General features: G+C 65.0%; 15 protein-coding genes. 13 read left to right on the forward strand and 2 right to left on the reverse strand.

Going from position 1 to position 17,680, the window contains the following annotated elements; all coding sequences use genetic code 11:
- Window positions 1-9: 9 nt before the first annotated feature.
- From ACX4ZE_RS05460 to ACX4ZE_RS05490, 7 genes are all read left to right on the forward strand, one after another.
- Window positions 10-2,286 (forward strand): MMPL family transporter, encoded by a 2,277-nt coding sequence (locus tag ACX4ZE_RS05460; RefSeq protein WP_480272189.1) that lies wholly within the window; start codon window positions 10-12, stop codon window positions 2,284-2,286.
- A 10-nt stretch (window positions 2,287-2,296) separates the two neighbouring features.
- Window positions 2,297-3,979, forward strand: coding sequence for a polyprenol phosphomannose-dependent alpha 1,6 mannosyltransferase MptB (gene mptB, locus ACX4ZE_RS05465; RefSeq protein ID WP_480272190.1), 1,683 nt, complete (start codon window positions 2,297-2,299; stop codon window positions 3,977-3,979).
- Window positions 3,980-4,019: 40 nt separating this feature from the next.
- The gene (locus tag ACX4ZE_RS05470) at window positions 4,020-4,952 is read left to right on the forward strand and encodes an ABC transporter ATP-binding protein (protein WP_480272191.1); all 933 of its coding nucleotides are present in this window, start codon (window positions 4,020-4,022) and stop codon (window positions 4,950-4,952) included.
- Window positions 4,949-5,740 (forward strand): ABC transporter permease, encoded by a 792-nt coding sequence (locus ACX4ZE_RS05475; RefSeq protein WP_480272192.1) that lies wholly within the window; start codon window positions 4,949-4,951, stop codon window positions 5,738-5,740. The genes ACX4ZE_RS05470 and ACX4ZE_RS05475 overlap by 4 nt, the downstream gene beginning before the upstream one ends.
- 75 nt (window positions 5,741-5,815) lie before the next feature.
- Entirely contained in the window at window positions 5,816-6,790 is a 975-nt protein-coding gene (locus ACX4ZE_RS05480; RefSeq protein ID WP_480272193.1) for a COX15/CtaA family protein, read from the forward strand.
- A gap of 113 nt (window positions 6,791-6,903) precedes the next feature.
- Window positions 6,904-7,788 carry a universal stress protein gene (locus ACX4ZE_RS05485; protein ID WP_480272194.1) on the forward strand — a complete coding sequence of 295 codons (885 nt, stop codon included), beginning with the start codon at window positions 6,904-6,906 and terminating at the stop codon, window positions 7,786-7,788.
- Window positions 7,789-7,857: 69 nt separating this feature from the next.
- A complete protein-coding gene (locus ACX4ZE_RS05490; RefSeq protein WP_480272195.1) occupies window positions 7,858-8,097 on the forward strand; it encodes a hypothetical protein in 240 nt (79 codons plus the stop codon).
- Window positions 8,098-8,150: 53 nt separating this feature from the next.
- Here ACX4ZE_RS05490 and ACX4ZE_RS05495 read toward each other — a convergent pair whose 3' ends face one another.
- A complete protein-coding gene (locus ACX4ZE_RS05495) occupies window positions 8,151-8,501 on the reverse strand; it encodes a hypothetical protein (protein ID WP_480272196.1) in 351 nt (116 codons plus the stop codon).
- Window positions 8,502-8,562: 61 nt separating this feature from the next.
- On the opposite strand from ACX4ZE_RS05495, the gene ACX4ZE_RS05500 reads away from it, so the two are divergent.
- Window positions 8,563-9,528, forward strand: a complete 966-nt coding sequence (locus tag ACX4ZE_RS05500; protein ID WP_480272197.1) for a quinone oxidoreductase family protein — start codon at window positions 8,563-8,565, stop codon at window positions 9,526-9,528.
- A gap of 73 nt (window positions 9,529-9,601) precedes the next feature.
- On the opposite strand, the gene ACX4ZE_RS05505 is transcribed toward ACX4ZE_RS05500, so the two are convergent.
- Window positions 9,602-10,534 carry a heme o synthase gene (locus ACX4ZE_RS05505; RefSeq protein ID WP_480272255.1) on the reverse strand — a complete coding sequence of 311 codons (933 nt, stop codon included), beginning with the start codon at window positions 10,532-10,534 and terminating at the stop codon, window positions 9,602-9,604.
- A 508-nt stretch (window positions 10,535-11,042) separates the two neighbouring features.
- Between ACX4ZE_RS05505 and tkt the strand changes: the two genes are divergently transcribed.
- The 5 genes from tkt to pgl are packed head-to-tail and all read left to right on the forward strand — an operon-like array spanning window position 11,043 to window position 17,573.
- Entirely contained in the window at window positions 11,043-13,184 is a 2,142-nt protein-coding gene (tkt, locus tag ACX4ZE_RS05510) for a transketolase (RefSeq protein WP_480272198.1), read from the forward strand.
- Between the two features lie 6 nt (window positions 13,185-13,190).
- Window positions 13,191-14,339, forward strand: a complete 1,149-nt coding sequence (tal, locus tag ACX4ZE_RS05515; protein ID WP_480272199.1) for a transaldolase — start codon at window positions 13,191-13,193, stop codon at window positions 14,337-14,339.
- Window positions 14,340-14,342: 3 nt separating this feature from the next.
- Complete coding sequence (gene zwf / locus ACX4ZE_RS05520) at window positions 14,343-15,920, forward strand: glucose-6-phosphate dehydrogenase (RefSeq protein ID WP_480272200.1); 1,578 nt, start codon at window positions 14,343-14,345, stop codon at window positions 15,918-15,920.
- Window positions 15,917-16,825, forward strand: coding sequence for a glucose-6-phosphate dehydrogenase assembly protein OpcA (opcA, locus tag ACX4ZE_RS05525; RefSeq protein WP_480272201.1), 909 nt, complete (start codon window positions 15,917-15,919; stop codon window positions 16,823-16,825). Before zwf ends, opcA begins: the two co-directional genes overlap by 4 nt.
- Window positions 16,818-17,573: a 6-phosphogluconolactonase gene (gene pgl, locus ACX4ZE_RS05530; RefSeq protein ID WP_480272202.1), complete on the forward strand. Its 756-nt coding sequence runs from the start codon at window positions 16,818-16,820 to the stop codon at window positions 17,571-17,573. Before opcA ends, pgl begins: the two co-directional genes overlap by 8 nt.
- Window positions 17,574-17,680 lie beyond the last annotated feature (107 nt).

The raw sequence follows: 17,680 nt of genomic DNA on the forward strand, positions 1-17,680 counted from the left end.
TGAACTGAGGTGTTCGCGTGGTGGGGGGAGCGGGTTTCGCGGGGCCGGTTCGTGGTCATCGGTGTTGTGACTGCCGCGATGCTCGGGTTGGCCGGTTTCGGGCTTGGATTGGAAAATCATTTGAGTTCGGGCGGAATGTTCGACCCGAACTCGGAGTCGGCGCACGCAGGCCGACTGGCTGATGCGGCCTTCGGACGTAATCACGACGTGGACGTGGTGGTCCTCTACACCGCACCAGACGGCAAAACCGTGGACGACCCGGAATTCTCCCGCACGATCATCGACAGCCTCGATAGTCTGCCGCGACGATATCCGGAGCAGATCGCGGGAATCAATGCCGCGTACTGGCCCACCGAGACCGGGAAATTCAGCGGCGCGCGAGCCGCTACCGAGGACAAGAAACACGCGGTCGCTGCGATCGCGATACGTGGCGATGACGACACCGAGGTAAGCCACAATTTCCGTGCCGTCGAAGATGCCTTCGCCATCCCTGGTGTGGATGTGCGGGTCGGCGGGTTACAACCGGTAGCAGGTGCGCTCAACAACACTACTGCCGCCGATATCCATCGCATGGAGCTGCTGGCGTTCCCGGCGGTCGGAATACTGTTGTTGTTCGTCTTCGGCGGCGTCGTCGCCGCCACTCTGCCGTTGATCGTCGGCGGGCTCACCGTATTCGGTGCTTTCGGCATCATCCGGCTCCTTACCGGGTTCACCGAGGTCGATTACTTTGTCTCCCCGGTCGTGTCCATGATCGGACTCGGCCTGGCCATCGACTACGGGTTGTTCATCGTCAGCCGCTTTCGGGAGGAACTCACCGCAGGCTACGACACCCACACCGCAGTACATCGCTCGGTGGTGACGGCAGGACGCACTGTGGTGTTCTCCGCGACGATGATCGTCGCCAGCCTCGGCGGCATACTGCTGTTCCCGCAAGGTTTCCTGAAGTCCATCGCCTACGGCGCGATCGCGACGGTATCGATGGCGGCGCTGACCGCGATCACCATTCTGCCCGCTCTGCTCGCCGTTCTCGGACCACGCGTGGATATGCTCGGGCTCGGGCGTTTCCGTTTCCGGACATCCACCTCCGCCCGCGCGGTCGAGAACGGTTTCTGGGGACGCTGCGCCGGCTGGGTGATGCGCCACCCGGTCGAGATCGCCGTTCCGCTGGTCATCGTCTTGGTGCTGTTGATCCTGCCGATCGGCAATCTGTCCTTCGGCGGATTCAGCGAGAAGTATCTACCGCCGGATAACCCGACTCGCCTGGCCCAGCAGCAGATCGACCACTACTTCCCACTGCGCAAGTCCGATCCGATCGAGTTGGCATTCGTCTCGACCGACACCATTGCGATCGGCGCGATATGGAAACAAGCGAACCAGGCGCCCGGCCTGGCCGAGCCGTTCAATGTTCCGATTCGCTCCACTACGCAACCGGATGTCTATCGTGCCACCGCGGTCCTCACCGATTCCGACAATGCGGGACCGACCATCGACTACCTGCGTTCGATCGAACAACCAAAGACCGTGTCGATGCTTGTCGGCGGTGTACCCACGCTGCAGAAAGACAGCATCGATGCCTTGCTGACCCGAATACCGTGGATGGTCGTACTCGTCGTGCTGGTGACCACCCTGCTGATGTTCCTCACCTTCGGATCTCTGGTGCTGCCGATCAAGGCCGTGCTGATGAGCGCACTCGGACTCGGCTCCACCCTCGGCATCCTGACGTGGATTTTCATCGACGGCCACGGCGCATCCTTACTGAACTTCACCCCGCAACCGATCCAGGCCAACGTGCTCGTGGTGATCATGGCCATTATCTATGGGCTTTCCATCGACTACGAGGTCTTCCTGCTCTCCCGTATGGTCGAAGCACGCGCCCTCGGCGCCTCCACTACCGCGGCCGTACGCATCGGCATCGCCCATACCGGGCGGATCATCACCGCCGCCGCACTCATCTTGCTCGTAGTCGTCGGCGCCTTCGCGTTCTCCGACCTGGTGATGATGCAATACATCGCCTACGGCATGATCGCCGCGCTGTTCATCGACGCCACCGTCCTGCGCATGCTGCTGGTTCCCGCCACCATGAAACTCCTCGGCGAGAACTGCTGGTGGGCACCGTCCTGGATGCGCCGCGCGCAGCGGAAGATCGGGCTCGGCGAACCCGTTCCCCCGGCCGACCCCCCCGGCCGAGGCAACCCCCTCGACCACATCCCATCGACGCATGTCACGGCGGGCCGGAACCAAGTACGGAACTCCCCGTCCGAGGGGGGCGATCACCGCGCGAACTAGGCTTCATCTCGTGGCGGTACTGGAGGACGCACGGCGCAGCACATTGGCGTTGGGACGCCGGGCACTCGGGCTCGATGTGCCCGCTGCCGATCACACCATCGCGGTGCTGCACCGCGACGAATCGGAGGTGCCAGGTCTCGACCGCGACGAACTGACGCAACTCGCCCGAATCCGCCTGATGGGCGCGACCGGTACGGTGTTGATGGCGATCAGCGCGCTCGGCATCGGCGCGCAGCCGGTGCACCAGAATCCGACCTCCGGTGTCCGGGTCCTCGGCATCTTCGCCCGCGCACACACCGGATCGCTTGCCATGTGCATGATCGGCACCGTTGTCGTCGTGCTCGCCTGGCTGCTGCTCGGTCGATTCGCGGTCGGCGGCGCGGGCGGCTCCCCGATACACCGGCTGACCCGTTCACAGCTGGACCGCACGCTATTGCTGTGGCTCATCCCGCTCAGCGTCGCGCCACCGCTTTTCAGCAACGATGTATATTCCTATCTGGCACAGAGCGAGATCGCCGCACGCGGTATCGATCCCTATAAAGAGGGGCCGGTCGCGGGCCTCGGGATCGACAATGTCCTCACCAACAACGTTCCGACCATCTGGCGCGACACGCCGGCCCCCTACGGCCCGCTGTTTCTCTGGATCGGCCGCGGCATCGCCGAGCTCACCGGCGACAACATTATCGCGGGCGTCTGGGTGCACCGGCTGCTGGCACTGGGCGGTGTCGCGCTGATCGTCTGGGCCCTACCGCGGCTTTCGGTGCGCTGCGGTGTCGCGCCGGTGAGCGCGCTATGGCTGGGCGCGGCCAACCCACTAGTACTGTTCCACCTGGTCGGCGGCGTGCACAACGACGCGCTGATGCTGGGTCTGATGCTGGCCGGGCTGGAGTTCTGTCTGCGCGCCATCGAAGACACCCACCCGTTCGACCGCCGTGCCTACGCCTGGCTGATCAGCGGAGCGGTCGTCATCACGCTGTCTTCGTCGATCAAAGTGACCTCGATCATCGCACTCGGCTTCGTCGGTATGGCGTTGGCCCGGCGCTGGGGCCTCTCCTGGCGCACGATCGCCGCCGCGGCCGCGATGCTCGGCGTGATCGCCCTCGGCACAACGCTTTTCATCAGTTCGGCGAGCGGGCTCGGATTCGGGTGGATCTACACGGTGAATACCGCGAGTGTGGTGCGCAGCTGGATGTCCCTGCCGACGGCGCTGGGCATCATCACCGGCTTCGGCGGTGTGCTGCTCGGAATCGGTGACCACACCACCGCGTTACTCAGCATCACCCGACCGATCGCGGCAGTGGTCGCAGGCTTCTTCACCGTGCGCATGCTGACCGCCGCCGGTACCGGGCGGCTGTATCCGGTCGGCGCACTCGGCGTAGCCCTCGGTGCCATCGTGCTGCTGCTCCCCGTGGTGCAGCCGTGGTATCTGCTGTGGGCGATCGTGCCGATGGCCGCGTGGGCGACCCGGCCGGTCTTCCGCGTTCCAGCGGTGGCATTCTCGGCGATCGTCAGCGTGATCCTGATGCCACGCGGCGCCGACCTGGAAGTATTCCAGATCGTCGGCGCCGCCCTCGCTACCGCGATCGTCGGTGTGCTGTTCCTGGTGATCACCCGCAATGCACTGCCCTGGCGTGGACAAACGGGGGTACCGACTCCGTCGCAGGCCACCACCTCTTACGGTGTGACACCGTGACCGAGCGCAGCGAGAGAGCCATCGACGGCGAGGTGCAGTCGTGACCACAGCCTCCGAACCCGCCGTCAGCATCGACGGCATCAGCAAACGGTATGGCGACACCACCGCGGTGGACGGCCTGACCTTCGAGGTCGAACAGGCACAGGTGCTCGCACTGCTCGGCCCCAACGGCGCAGGCAAGACCACGACGGTCGAGATGTGCGAAGGATTCACCGAGCCGGATACTGGTACGGTGCGCGTACTCGGGCTGGACCCGGTCCGCGATACCGAACGGCTGCGTCCCCGCGTCGGCGTCATGCTCCAGGGCGGCGGCGCGTATCCCGGCTCGCGCGCAGGCGAGATGCTGGAGCTGGTGGCCTCCTACTCCGCCGATCCACTCGACACCGAATGGTTGCTGCGCACGCTCGGGCTCCAGGACAATCGCCGCACCCCTTATCGCCGCCTCTCCGGCGGCCAGCAACAACGGCTCGCGCTGGCCTGCGCGTTGGTAGGCAAGCCGGAGATCACATTCCTGGACGAACCGACGGCTGGGCTGGACGCACAGGCCAAGCTGATGGTCTGGGAACTGATCGACGCCCTGCGTAGGGACGGGGTGACCGTCGTGCTCACCACGCATCTGATGGACGAAGCCGAGCAGCTCGCCGACCAGCTGGTGATCATCGACCACGGCCGTATCGTCGCCTCTGGCACCCCGGCCGAGGTCACCGCACGCGGGGCAGCCGGGCAACTCCGATTCTGCGCACCAGCCAGACTCGATGTAGAGCTATTGCGGACCGCGCTACCGGAAGGCTTCGCACCCAGGGAGGCCACTCCTGGCACGTACCTGATCGAGGGCGAGATCACTCCACAGGTGCTCGCAACCGTCACCGCATGGTGCGCGCAAATGAACGTGCTGGCCACCGATATACGGATCGATCAGCGCAGACTCGAAGATGTTTTCCTGGAACTGACCGGACGGGATCTCCGCGGATGAGCACACATGATCTGACCACCAACCGCTTCGCGCCGGGCACCTTCACCCCGGCTCCCCGTCCGAATTCCCGCGCCAGGATGCTGCGCGCACAGACTCGGCTCGAGCTGATCCTGTTACTGCGCAACGGCGAACAACTGCTGCTGACCATGTTCATCCCGATCTCCCTGCTGCTCGGTTTGAGCTTGCTACCGTTCGGCAACCTCGGCACGCACCGGGTGGACACGATCGTGCCCGCCGTGATGATGGTGGCCATCATGTCCACAGCGTTCACCGGTCAGGCCATCGCAGTCGGTTTCGATCGCCGTTACGGCGCACTCAAACGGATCGGCGCGACAGCGTTGCCGCGCTGGGGCATCATCGCGGGCAAAAGCATGGCTGTGCTCATCGTCGTCGTGCTGCAGACAATCCTGCTCGGCGTGATCGGTTTCGCGCTGGGCTGGCGGCCCGAATCCGCTGGGTTTCTGCTCGGCGCGGTCGTTATCGCGCTCGGCACAGCCACATTCGCGGCGATGGGTCTGCTGCTCGGTGGCACGCTCAAAGCCGAGGTGGTGCTCGCGCTGGCCAACATCCTGTGGTTCTTCATGCTCGGTGTCGCCAGCGTCGTGTTCACCACCGATAGTCTGCCCACCGCAGTACATACACTGGTACGCCTGGTGCCCTCGGGTGCGCTGGCGGTTACCTTGGAAGACGCGATGCGCAGCCACGTCGATTTGTTCGGGCTGACCGTGCTGACGGCGTGGGGCTCAGGGGCTGGCATCCTCGCGTCCCGGCTGTTCCGTTTCCATTGATCCCACCGCTCCACAACGACGAAACGTAGTAGACCGGGTGTAGGCGCTGGATCCTGCCCGGCTACCATTTTCGACGTGCTGTATCGAGCATTTCTGCGACTCGTCGACAAGCTGCCGCTGCCCTCGCTTCGAGCGCAACGCCTGATTGCCATCTCGGTTATCGCCTCCCAGGCGGGCATCTCGATCACCGGTGCCATCGTCCGGGTCACCGCGTCCGGTCTCGGCTGCCCGACCTGGCCGCAATGCTTCCCCGGCAGCTTCACTCCGGTCGCGGTGTCGGAGGTCCCGGCCATCCACCAGGCGGTCGAATTCTCCAACCGGCTGCTTACTTTCGTAGTCACTCTGTGTGCGGCGCTGGTCGTACTCGCAGTGACCCGCGCACGCCGCCGCCGCGAAGTGTTGGTGTACGCATGGCTGATGCCCGGCGGCACCGTTGTGCAAGCGATCATCGGCGGCGTGACGGTACGCACTGGGCTGCTGTGGTGGACAGTCGCGCTGCACCTGCTCGCGTCGATGGTAATGGTCTGGCTCGCTGTGGTGCTCTACGCGAAGATCGGTGAGCCCGACGAGGGCATCGCCACTGTGCGAGCGCCCGCGCCGCTGCGCTGGCTCACCGCACTCGGCGGCATCGCGCTCGGCGCCGTCTTGATCACGGGCACGCTGGTGACCGCCGCGGGACCGCACGCGGGCGACAAGAGTATCGAGCGTCCAGTACAGCGACTGCAAATCGAGATCGTCACCTTGACGCACCTGCACTCGCAAATGCTGGTCGGGTATCTCGCGCTGCTGATCGGACTGGCATTCGGGCTGTTCGCCGTCGGCATCACCCCACAGGTTCGAATCCGGCTGTTCGTATTGCTCGGGCTGGTCTGCGCGCAAGCATTGGTCGGCGTCGTGCAGTACTTCACCAATGTCCCGGCGGCGCTGGTCGTCGGACACGTGGGTGGTGCCGCGGCCTGCACCGCCGCCACCGCGGCACTCTGGGCTTCGATGCGCACCAGGGAACGGATCGGCCTGTCGGTGTCCGACTCGGCAGCACAGACAGCCTGAGCCGGGGCCGGGGCCTTAAGTCCCCGCCATCAAGGGCTGCCGACTCGGTTGCGCCAGGCGCTCGGCTGCGAGGGTAGAGATAAAAGACCTCGCGACGACCCGCCGGAGGACAGATGAGCTCGCATGTAGATCGTCAGTCGATCGTCGTCGGTATCGATGGCACCACTACCGCCCTGGCCGCAGCACGCTGGGCAGGCGCTGTCGCGAATCGCCTGCATGTCCCCCTAGTACTACTCAGCGTTGTCCCCCCTGTCGACTATCCGCTGGCCGCGACGGCATTCGCCGGAACCGACCTGCTCGCCGAGCTCCGGGCTACGACACAGCGCAAACTCGAAGGGGCATTCGAAGCCGTGCATTCCGACCATCCACAGGTGCAGATCCACCAGATCGCCGAGCACGGCGTGCCCGCACACAAACTGATCGAATACAGCGCTTCCGCGCGAATGGTGGTCGTGGCGGCAAATCTCGGGGATCGGTTCAGCACGCTGCTGCTCGGGTCCACCGCGCTTACTGTCGCGAACAAAGCGACCTGTCCAGTGGCGGTGTGGCGGGGGCATCCAGACCGGCCACTTCCGGACGAGCGGCCGGTGCTGGTCGGTGTCGACGGCAGCCCGGGTAGCTCCGCCGCGGTCACCGAGGCATTCGAGCTGGCCGCTGCACTAGGCGTCGAGGTGATCGCGTTGCACGTCTGGAATGAGCCCGACCTGCTGGAGTGGACACCGGTACCCGGCGACTGGGCCGCGCTGGCCGCACAGGAAAGGGAACTGCTATCCGAGCGCATGGCCGGATGGAGCGAAAAATATCCGGATGTCGCTGTCGACAAAGTGGTTGAGAAGGGCTCGCCGACCCAAGTTCTGCTCGACCATGCCAAAGACGCGCAGCTGGTGCTGACCGGTAGCCGCGGGCACAACCGGCTCACCGGGCTGCTGGTCGGATCGACCAGCCAGAACCTGCTACATCATGCGCCGCACCTGGTTGTCATCTGCCGAGAGCGATAGAATGGCACCCTCAGCAATGGCACCCTCAGCAATCGCACCCTCAGCAATCGCACCCGGAACCGACCGCGTATGCCTCCCACAACACCCCGCGACGATGGTGACGTCGACCTGACGCCACTCGCGCCGATCGCTGTGCTCACGGGCGTGATGATGGTCAGCGCCGCGATCGTCTCGGTAACCAGATTCCCCGGCTGGGCGGTGGACTACGGCGTACTGATGATAGCCGCGGGTGTTCTCTATCTCACCGCTGCTGCCTGGCTCGTCCGCTGGGGTGTCTGCCAGCTGCGCGATAACTCCGGCGATACCTGAGCTGCACGGCCTCGAGCCGGCCCGCTCGGCCCCGGCGAGCTGTCCAGGACGAATTAGACCTCGTTACGCGCCTTGGGGAAACTGGTCTGCTTGGCGACCCAGCCCGCCATCTCGGCCCAGTGGCCGGTGCGTGGGGTGACGATCGCGGTCAACTCTCGATTCCACTCCTCGGCTTCGGTGAGGCCGTCGATGGTTGCGACGAGTTTCTTGGCGGCGGCCAGGCTGTCGACCACACGATCGCCGAGGACTCCATCGGCACCAACCAGTGTGATACGAACACCGATCCGCCCGATCGGTTGGAGCACGGCCGTGGCGGAACCGCCGTGATCAGCGACGAACCCTTTGACGGACTCCACGAGGGCGCCCGATGGCTTCGCCGGGGCAGTATCGGTTTGAGCACTCATGGCATGTAGTTTACCGACCAGTAGTAAATGAGCTCGCCCTTCGGGTGTACAACTGAATCTCATGCGCGCCATTCAGGTTTCCGAACACGGTGGTCCCGAGGTCTTGAAGTACACGGAGGTACCCGATCCGCGAATCGGGCCGGACCAGCTGCTGGTCGATACCCAGGCAATTGGCGTCAATTTCATCGACACTTACCTCCGAACCGGGCGCTACCCTCAGAACATTCCCTATATTCCGGGGGCCGAGGGCACCGGGATAGTCGCCGAGATCGGTGCGAACGTGACCGAGTTCGCGATCGGCGACCGAGTCGCGTGGGCAGCCGCACCCGGAAGCTACGCACCGAGGGTCGCGGTGCCCGCCAGGGTCGCCATCGCGGTGCCGGACGAGGTCGAGACATCAGTTGCCGCCTCGGCGCTACTGCAGGGCATGACCGCGCACTACCTCATCGAATCGATCTACGCGCCGAAGCCAGGGGAAAGCGTGCTGGTGCACGCGGGCGCAGGTGGTGTCGGGTTGATCATGACCCAGCTGCTCGCCGCACGTGGCGTCCGGGTGATCGCCACGGTGTCCTCCGACGCCAAAGCGGAACTCTCCCATGCGGCGGGCGCCGCCGAGGTCCTTCGGTACAGCGACGACCTCGCCGACCAAGTACGTACGCTCACCGAAGGCATCGGCGTGGCCGCGGTCTACGACGGCGTCGGAGCAGCGACCTTCGAATCGAGTCTGGCCGCATTGCGCGTGCGCGGAACTCTTGCTCTCTTCGGCGCGGCGAGCGGCCCAGTACCGCCATTCGACCTGCAACGACTCGGCCCATACGGTTCGCTGTTCATCACTCGCCCCACTCTCGTGCACTACACCCGCGATCGCGCCGAACTCGCCTGGCGAGCAGGCGACATCCTCGCCGCCCTCGCCGATGGCACGTTGGATATCCGGATCGGTGCGACCTATCCACTCGCCGAAGCCGAACAGGCCCACCGTGACCTGGAGGGCCGCAAAACGACCGGCTCCATCGTGCTTCTTCCCTGAACTCGCCGCACTGGTCGGCAACGCGGTGGCCGGTACCCGCGTATCCGTCCGGCCTGCGGCTGCGTCGGCGCCGTCAGCTGAAGAAACTGCCGATGGTGCCCCAGCCGAGCACCGAGTCCACCGCAAGGCCGCAGAACACCACGGCCAGATAGTTGTTCGACTGCAAGAACAGCCGCAGCGGCTTCACCGATTCGCCACGACGCACCCCCGCGTACAACTGGTGGGCCATGAGCAGGAACCACGCACCGGCCACCACCGCCACCGCCGCGTAGACGACGCCGGTCGCGGGCAGGAGAACCAACGTGGTCAACACGGTGAACCAGGTATAGATGACGATCTGTCGGGTGACCGCCCGCTCGGTGGCGACCACCGGCAGCATCGGCACGCCTGCCGCGCGGTAGTCCTCCTTGTAGCGCATCGCCAATGCCCAAGTGTGTGGCGGCGTCCAGAAGAAGATGACACCGAACAGCGCTATGGCAGGCCAGCCGATGTCTCCGGTCACCGCCGACCACCCGACCAGCGCGGGCATACAACCAGCGGCGCCACCCCACACCACGTTTTGCGAGGTGCGGCGTTTGAGCACCAAGGTGTACACGAGAACGTAGAACAGGATCGTCGCCACGACGAGCAGGCCGCTGAGCAGATTGGCCTGCCACCACAACCAGGCGAACGAGCCGATACCGAGCACGACGCCGAATACGAAAGCGTTCCTGGTCGGCACAGCGTCCCTGGCCAAGGGGCGCCTGGCGGTGCGCTTCATCACCTTGTCGATATCGGCATCGGCGACACAATTGAGCGTGTTCGCGCTCGCGGCACCCATCCAGCCACCGAAGAGCGTGGCGAGGATCAGACGAATGTCGACAGTGCCACGGTCGGCGAGCAGCATAGTCGGGATGGTTGCGACGAGCAGCAACTCGATCACTCTCGGCTTGGTCAGCGCGAGATAAGCCAGCATCCACCGCAGCAGCCTGGACGGTAGCCCGGCACCCGTGAACCGGTCGGTCAACGCCGTCGCGGAGGAGCCGTGTGCACCATCGCCACCCGGCTGTTGCCCAATCCGCACTATCTCTCCTCGCACGCTGTGCATCGCATCCGGTATGTCCGCCCAGCACCCTCCGACCGGTGCGGTGCGACTACTACAGGGGATGGTAGACCCTCGCCGCCCTCGCTCCTTCCCTCACCCCCGCACAAGGGATCCAAACGGTTGATGCGTCGGACCGCCCGCATTACACCGCCCGAACGGCCACCCGCGGCCGTCCCGCGCCGCCCAGTCGGTCGTCACCGAGGCCGGGACGGGTCGCTCGATCAAGACGGCTCCGGCCCCCGTCCAACGGCTCCCGGAACATCCGCCTACCTATGTCGCCACCGATTAAACACGGGTTAGCGCGGTGCGGACCGGTAGGCACATCTAGGGTGGTTGGGTATACCCGGAATGCACGCGGTAGCTGCCGCGCGATCATCGCCGTCAGAAACCACCCGCCGTCGACGAAACCAATGTCAGGAGAACCTCGGTCGTGTCGATCACAGACGACATCCGCGCCCTCACTCAGCCGAACTATCCGGACGACTGGACAGATCTTGACACCAAGGCTGTCGACACCATCCGGGTCCTCGCCGCCGACGCGGTGCAGAACGCCGGAAACGGCCATCCTGGTACCGCGATGAGCCTGGCGCCACTGGCCTACACCCTCTACCAGCGCATCATGCGCATCGACCCTCGCGATCCCGGCTGGGTCGGCCGGGACCGTTTCGTGTTGTCGTGCGGGCACTCCAGCCTCACCCAATACATCCAGCTGTACCTGGCGGGTTTCGGCCTGGAGCTCACCGACCTGGAGAACCTGCGTCAATGGGGTTCGCTCACCCCAGGGCACCCGGAGTTCCGACACACCGATGGCGTCGAGATCACTACCGGCCCGCTCGGCCAGGGCCTGGCCTCGGCGGTCGGCATGGCGATGGCGGCGCGCCGCGAACGCGGCCTTTTCGACCCTGAAGCCGCGCCGGGCACCAGCCCGTTCGACCACTTCGTCTATGTGATCGCCTCGGATGGTGATCTGGAAGAGGGCGTCACTTCCGAAGCGTCATCCCTGGCGGGCACCCAGCAGCTGGGCAACCTCGTGGTGGTCTACGACGACAACAAGATCTCCATCGAGGACGACACCACCATTGCTTTCACCGAGGACGTGGCCGAGCGCTACCAGGCCTACGGCTGGCACGTGCAGGTGGTCGAGGGCGGTGAAGACGTCGTCGCCATCGAGACCGCGCTATCGGCCGCCACCACCGAGACCGGCAAGCCCTCGATCATCGTGCTGCGCACCATCATCGGCTACCCGGCCCCGAACAAGATGAATACCGGCGCTTCACATGGCGCCGCACTCGGCACCGACGAAGTGGCCGCCACCAAGAAAGTCCTCGGCTTCGATCCGGAGCAGACCTTTCAAGTGGACCCCGCGGTCATCGCGCATACCCGCAAGGTAGGCGAACGGGGCAGCCGGGCGCACGCGCAGTGGCAGCAGTCGTTCGACACATGGGCCGCGGCGAACCCGGAGAACAAGGCTTTGTTCGACCGACTTGCCGCGCGGCGGCTGCCGGAGAACTGGGTGGCGAGCCTACCGGTCCACGAGCCGGATCCCAAGGGCATGGCCACCCGCAAGGCCTCCGGTAAGGTGCTTGCCGCACTGGCACCGGTGCTGCCGGAACTATGGGGCGGGTCGGCCGACCTGGCCGAGTCCAACAACACCTCGATGCCCGATCAGCCCAGCTTCGGACCGGAATCGATTTCGACCGGCATGTGGAAGGCAAACCCCTACGGCCGCACCCTGCACTTCGGCGTCCGCGAGCACGCGATGGGCGCGATCCTCAACGGCATCGCGCTGCACGGCCCGACCCGCCCCTATGGCGGAACCTTCCTGGTGTTCAGCGACTACATGCGCCCTGCGGTCCGGTTGGCTGCGCTGATGCGGGTGCCGGCTATCTATGTGTGGACCCACGACTCCATCGGTCTCGGCGAAGACGGACCCACCCATCAGCCGGTCGAGCACCTGGCCGCATTGCGCGCCATCCCCGGCCTGAACGTGGTCCGGCCCGGCGACGCCAACGAAACCACGTATGCCTGGCGCGCCATTTTGGAACGCGACAGCAGCGAGCACACATCGCATTTCTCGGTGTCCGAGCCGCCACACCGAGATGGCCCTTCGGCGCTGGCACTGACTCGCCAGGAGCTGCCGATTCTGGTGGGCACCAACTATGACGGTGTAGCGAAAGGCGGCTACATTCTGGCTGAGGCGTCCACGGGCGACCCGCACGTGATCCTGATCGCCACCGGTTCGGAACTCCAGCTCGCCATCGCCGCCCGCATTACGCTGGAAGAGCAGGGCATCGCCACCCGTGTGGTGTCCATGCCCTGTGTGGAGTGGTTCGACGCGCAGGACAAGGCTTACCGGGACGAGGTGCTTCCACCCGCGGTCACCGCTCGCGTCGCCGTCGAGGCCGGTATCGCGATGCCATGGCACCGGTTCACCGGTGACGCGGGCGAGATCGTGTCGATCGAGCACTTCGGCGCTTCCGCCGATTACAAGACCCTGTTCCGCGAATTCGGTTTCACTCCGGAAGCCGTCGTTGCCGCCGCGCGGCGCACGCTAGAGAACGTGAAGGGATAAGCGCTCATGGCTCAGAACGAAAATCTCGCCGGCCTCTCCACGGCGGGGGTGTCGGTATGGCTCGACGATCTGTCCAGGACACGGATCCGGTCCGGCAACTTGGCCGATCTGATCGCCACTCGCAGCGTCACCGGGATCACCACCAACCCGACGATCTTCCAAGGTGCGCTCAGCCAGGGCCATGCCTATGACGATCAGGTGAAAGAGCTTGCCGCGCAAGGCGCCGACGCCACCGCCGCGATTCGCACCATCACCACCGACGACGTCCGGGCCGCCTGCGACATACTCGCTCCGGTCTATGAAGCGACAGACGGGGTGGATGGCCGAGTCTCCATCGAGGTCGACCCCCGCTTGGCGTTCGATGCGGACAAGACCGTAGCGCAGGCGGTCGAGCTGTGGAAGGTCGTCGACCGCCCCAATCTGTTGATCAAGATTCCGGCCACAGTGGAATGCCTGCCCGCGATCACCGCAGTGCTCGCGCAGGGCATCAGCGTGAACGTCACGCTGATCTTCTCGGTCGAGCGTTATCGCGCGGTGATAGCCGCTTACCTGGACGGCGTGCGGCAGGCCGTGGCGGACGGATACGACCCGGCCACGATTCATTCCGTCGCTTCGTTCTTCGTGTCCAGGGTGGATACCGAGATCGACAAGCGGTTGGAGACGATCGGCACCCCGGCCGCGCTCGCGCTGCGCGGAAAAGCCGGTATCGCCAATGCCCGCGCGGCCTATGCCGAATATCAGGACGTATTCGACGGAGGCTCGCATGCCTCCACCTACGCGACACTGGCCGCGGCCGGCGCGAATCGGCAACGGCCGCTGTGGGCCTCTACCGGCGTGAAGAATCCGGAATACCCCGACACGATGTATGTCACCGAACTGGTCGCACCCGACACGGTGAACACGATGCCGGAGAAGACGCTCGAAGCGGTCGCCGACCACGGTGCGAGCCACGGCGATACCGTCACCGGCACGGCCGCGGCGGCCGAAGAAGTCTTCGACCAGCTCGTCGCGGCCGGTATCGATCTCGACGACGTATTCGCGGTGCTGGAGCGCGAGGGTGTCGACAAATTCGAGAAGTCCTGGGCGGAGTTGCTTTCCGCCACTACCGAAGAGCTGCGCTCGGCCTGCTCTTCCACCGAGTCCGGGAACAGCTGACCGATGACCGGTACCCCGTCCACCAAGCAGCAGGCCGCGACCGAGTGGCAGAACCCGCTTCGTGTCAAGGGGGACAAACGACTCCCTCGTATCGCGGGACCGTGCAGCATGGTGATCTTCGGTGTCACCGGTGATCTGTCTCGGAAGAAATTGATGCCGGCCATCTACGACTTGGCGAACCGGGGGCTACTGCCCCCGGCCTTCGGTTTGGTCGGTTTCGCCCGCCGCGACTATGCGGACGAGGATTTCGCCGCAGTCGTGCTCGATGCGGTGAGAACGCACTCGCGTACCCCGTTCCGTCAGGAGGTCTGGGATCAGCTCGCCGAGGGCATCCGATTCGTCCAAGGCAGCTTCGACAACGACGCGGCGTTCGCCGAACTCGCCGATACGCTGGCCACTCTGGACAAGGAGCGCGGCACCGGCGGCAACCACGCCTTCTACCTTTCGATCCCGCCGAAGACCTTTCCGCTCGTGCTCGATCAGCTCTCCGAAAATGGTCTGGCACAACGTAAAGCCCCCGACGAGTTCGGCCGCAGACCATGGCGACGCGTGGTGATCGAGAAACCGTTCGGGCACGACCTGAAAAGCGCACAAGAGCTCAACGCTCTGGTCAATCGGGTGTTTCCAGAGGAGACAGTGTTCCGTATCGATCACTATCTCGGTAAAGAGACCGTACAGAACATTCTGGCGCTGCGCTTCGCCAACCAGCTGTACGATCCGATTTGGAACGCCAACTTCGTCGACCATGTACAGATCACGATGGCGGAAGATATCGGCTTGGGCGGTCGCGCGGGCTATTACGATGGTATCGGGGCCGCACGTGATGTCATCCAGAACCATCTAATGCAATTGCTGGCGCTCACCGCGATGGAAGAGCCGATCAGCTTCGAGCCCACCCAATTGCAGGCCGAGAAGATCAAGGTGCTCTCGGCGACGCAGCTGATCGAACCGCTGGACGAGACCACCGCGCGCGGGCAATACGCGCAAGGTTGGCAGGGCAGCGAGCACGTCGTCGGTCTGTTGGACGAGGAGGGGTTCGACCCGCATTCGCGGACCGAGACCTATGCCGCGATCAGCCTGGAGGTCAACACGCGCCGGTGGGCAGGCGTCCCGTTCTTCCTGCGTACCGGTAAACGACTGGGCCGCAGAGTCACCGAGATCGCGGTGATCTTCAAACGGGCCCCGCACCTGCCGTTCGACCAGACCATGACAGCAGAGTTGGGGCAGAACGCACTGGTCATCCGGGTACAACCGGACGAAGGCGTCACCACGCGATTCGGCTCGAAGGTGCCCGGCTCCGGTATGGAGGTGCGTGATGTCAGCATGGACTTCAGCTACGGTGAGGCATTCACCGAATCCTCGCCCGAGGCCTACGAACGGCTGATCCTCGACGTGCTACTCGGCGAGCCCTCCCTGTTCCCGGTGAATGCGGAGGTCGAATTATCCTGGCGCATATTGGATCCGGTGCTGGAACGCTGGGCCACCGATGACATGCCCGAACCATACGAGGCGGGTACTTGGGGCCCGCCCTCCGCCGACGAAATGCTCGCCCGCACCGGACGGGAATGGCGGCGGCCATGATCATCGACATGCCCGAGACCAGAACCAGGGAAGTCACCAAGCGCATTGTGCGACTGCGCGAGAGCTACGGCGTGATCACGATGGGCCGGGTACTGACCCTGGTAGTGTGCACTCTCGACAGCTCCGAGGCCGAGGAGGCTATCGACGCGGCGAACGACGCCAGTCGCGAACATCCCTGCCGCGTGGTGGTGCTCGCCCGCGGCGACCGGAAAGCTGCCACCAGGCTGGATGCGCAGATCCGTGTGGGCGGGGACGCCGGAGCCGCCGAAGTGATCGTGCTCCGACTACAGGGCGAACTGGTCAACCAGGAAAGCAGCGTCGTCATCCCGTTTCTCCTGCCGGATACACCGGTGGTCGCCTGGTGGCCCCGCGGGGCCCCGGAGTTCCCGGCCAAAGACTCGGTAGGACGCCTGGCCTCCCGGCGCATCACCGATGCCACCTTCGCCGCCGACCCGCAGGCGGCGATCAAGAGACGGCTCGGTTCCTATGCGAGCGGCAATACTGATCTGGCATGGAGCCGGATCACCTACTGGCGCGCACTGCTGGCCGCGGCTATGGATGAACCGCCGTTCGAACCGGTGAGTTCGGCGATGGTGTCCGGGTTGCGCGACGAACCCGCCCTGGATGTTTTGGCCGGCTGGCTGGCCACTAGGCTGGGCTGCCCCGTACACCGCCGCACCGGCCCGCTGCGCGTGGAGTTACACCGCCCCACCGTCTCTATCGCGATCGAGCGGCCCCAGACCGGCCGCACCGCGACACTCACCCGCACCGGCGATCCGGTCCAACGAGTCGCGCTGGCGCGCAGGGAGACCCGTGACTGCCTCGCTGAAGAACTACGCAGATTGGATGCCGATGACAGCTACGCGGAAGCACTGGCCGGAATCGAGAAGGTGATCTATGAGTAACCGTACCGATTCGTCGTTCCCCCGCGACACGGTCGAGGTCCATCTCGATGTCGAATCGCTGGTCGCTACCGCGGCAGCCCGCTTCGTCTCGGTGGTCACCGCGGCCCAGGCCGAACGTGGCTCGGCCTCGGTAGTGCTGACCGGTGGCGGCACCGGTATCGCACTGCTGGAGCAGGTGCGCAAGTCGCCAGGAAATATCGATTGGTCCCAACTCGATGTGTTCTGGGGCGATGAGCGTTTCGTACCGACGAGTGATCCGGAGCGCAACGCGTTGCAAGCCGGACAGGCGCTGCTCGACCACGTACCGGTGGACTCGGCGCGAGTGCACCCAGTGGCCGCCTCCGACGGTGAGTACCCCGACCCCGTGGAGGCGGCAGCCGAGTACGCTGCGGCCGTGCACGCCCATCTCGCCGACCACGGCGCATTCGATCTGCATCTGCTCGGCATGGGCGGCGAGGGGCACGTGAATTCCTTGTTCCCCCATACCGAGGCAGCGCGCGAGGAGCACGAACTCGTTGTCGCCGTGACTAATTCACCAAAGCCGCCGCCGGTACGGGTGACTCTCACCATGCCCGCCATCCGGAGGGCTCGCCATGTCGTACTGGTGGTCAGCGGCGCGACCAAGGCCGAGGCGGTCGCCGCAGCTATCGGTGGCGCATCCCCGCTGGACATTCCGGCGGCGGGCGCGACAGGCATCGATTCCACCACATGGTTGCTCGATCGGGAGGCTGCGACGGCGCTGAACTGAGCTCGACAGTCAAGTTTCGATATCAGACCTGATATTCCCGTAAATTTTCCCGCTATCCTCTAGCGATTACAGGATATATCGCAACTTACGCCCCGCTGTTAGTTGGG

The organism is Nocardia sp. TBRC8007, assembly GCF_056629435.1.

Coding starts and splice junctions, on each gene's coding strand:
- ACX4ZE_RS05475 (WP_480272192.1), top strand. CDS start 4,949: ATGAGCACACATGATCTGACCACCAACCGCTTCGCGCCGGGCACCTTC.
- ACX4ZE_RS05485 (WP_480272194.1), top strand. CDS start 6,904: ATGAGCTCGCATGTAGATCGTCAGTCGATCGTCGTCGGTATCGATGGC.
- ACX4ZE_RS05490 (WP_480272195.1), top strand. CDS start 7,858: ATGCCTCCCACAACACCCCGCGACGATGGTGACGTCGACCTGACGCCA.
- ACX4ZE_RS05495 (WP_480272196.1), bottom strand. CDS start 8,501: ATGAGTGCTCAAACCGATACTGCCCCGGCGAAGCCATCGGGCGCCCTC.
- ACX4ZE_RS05500 (WP_480272197.1), top strand. CDS start 8,563: ATGCGCGCCATTCAGGTTTCCGAACACGGTGGTCCCGAGGTCTTGAAG.
- tal (WP_480272199.1), top strand. CDS start 13,191: ATGGCTCAGAACGAAAATCTCGCCGGCCTCTCCACGGCGGGGGTGTCG.
- zwf (WP_480272200.1), top strand. CDS start 14,343: ATGACCGGTACCCCGTCCACCAAGCAGCAGGCCGCGACCGAGTGGCAG.
- opcA (WP_480272201.1), top strand. CDS start 15,917: ATGATCATCGACATGCCCGAGACCAGAACCAGGGAAGTCACCAAGCGC.
- pgl (WP_480272202.1), top strand. CDS start 16,818: ATGAGTAACCGTACCGATTCGTCGTTCCCCCGCGACACGGTCGAGGTC.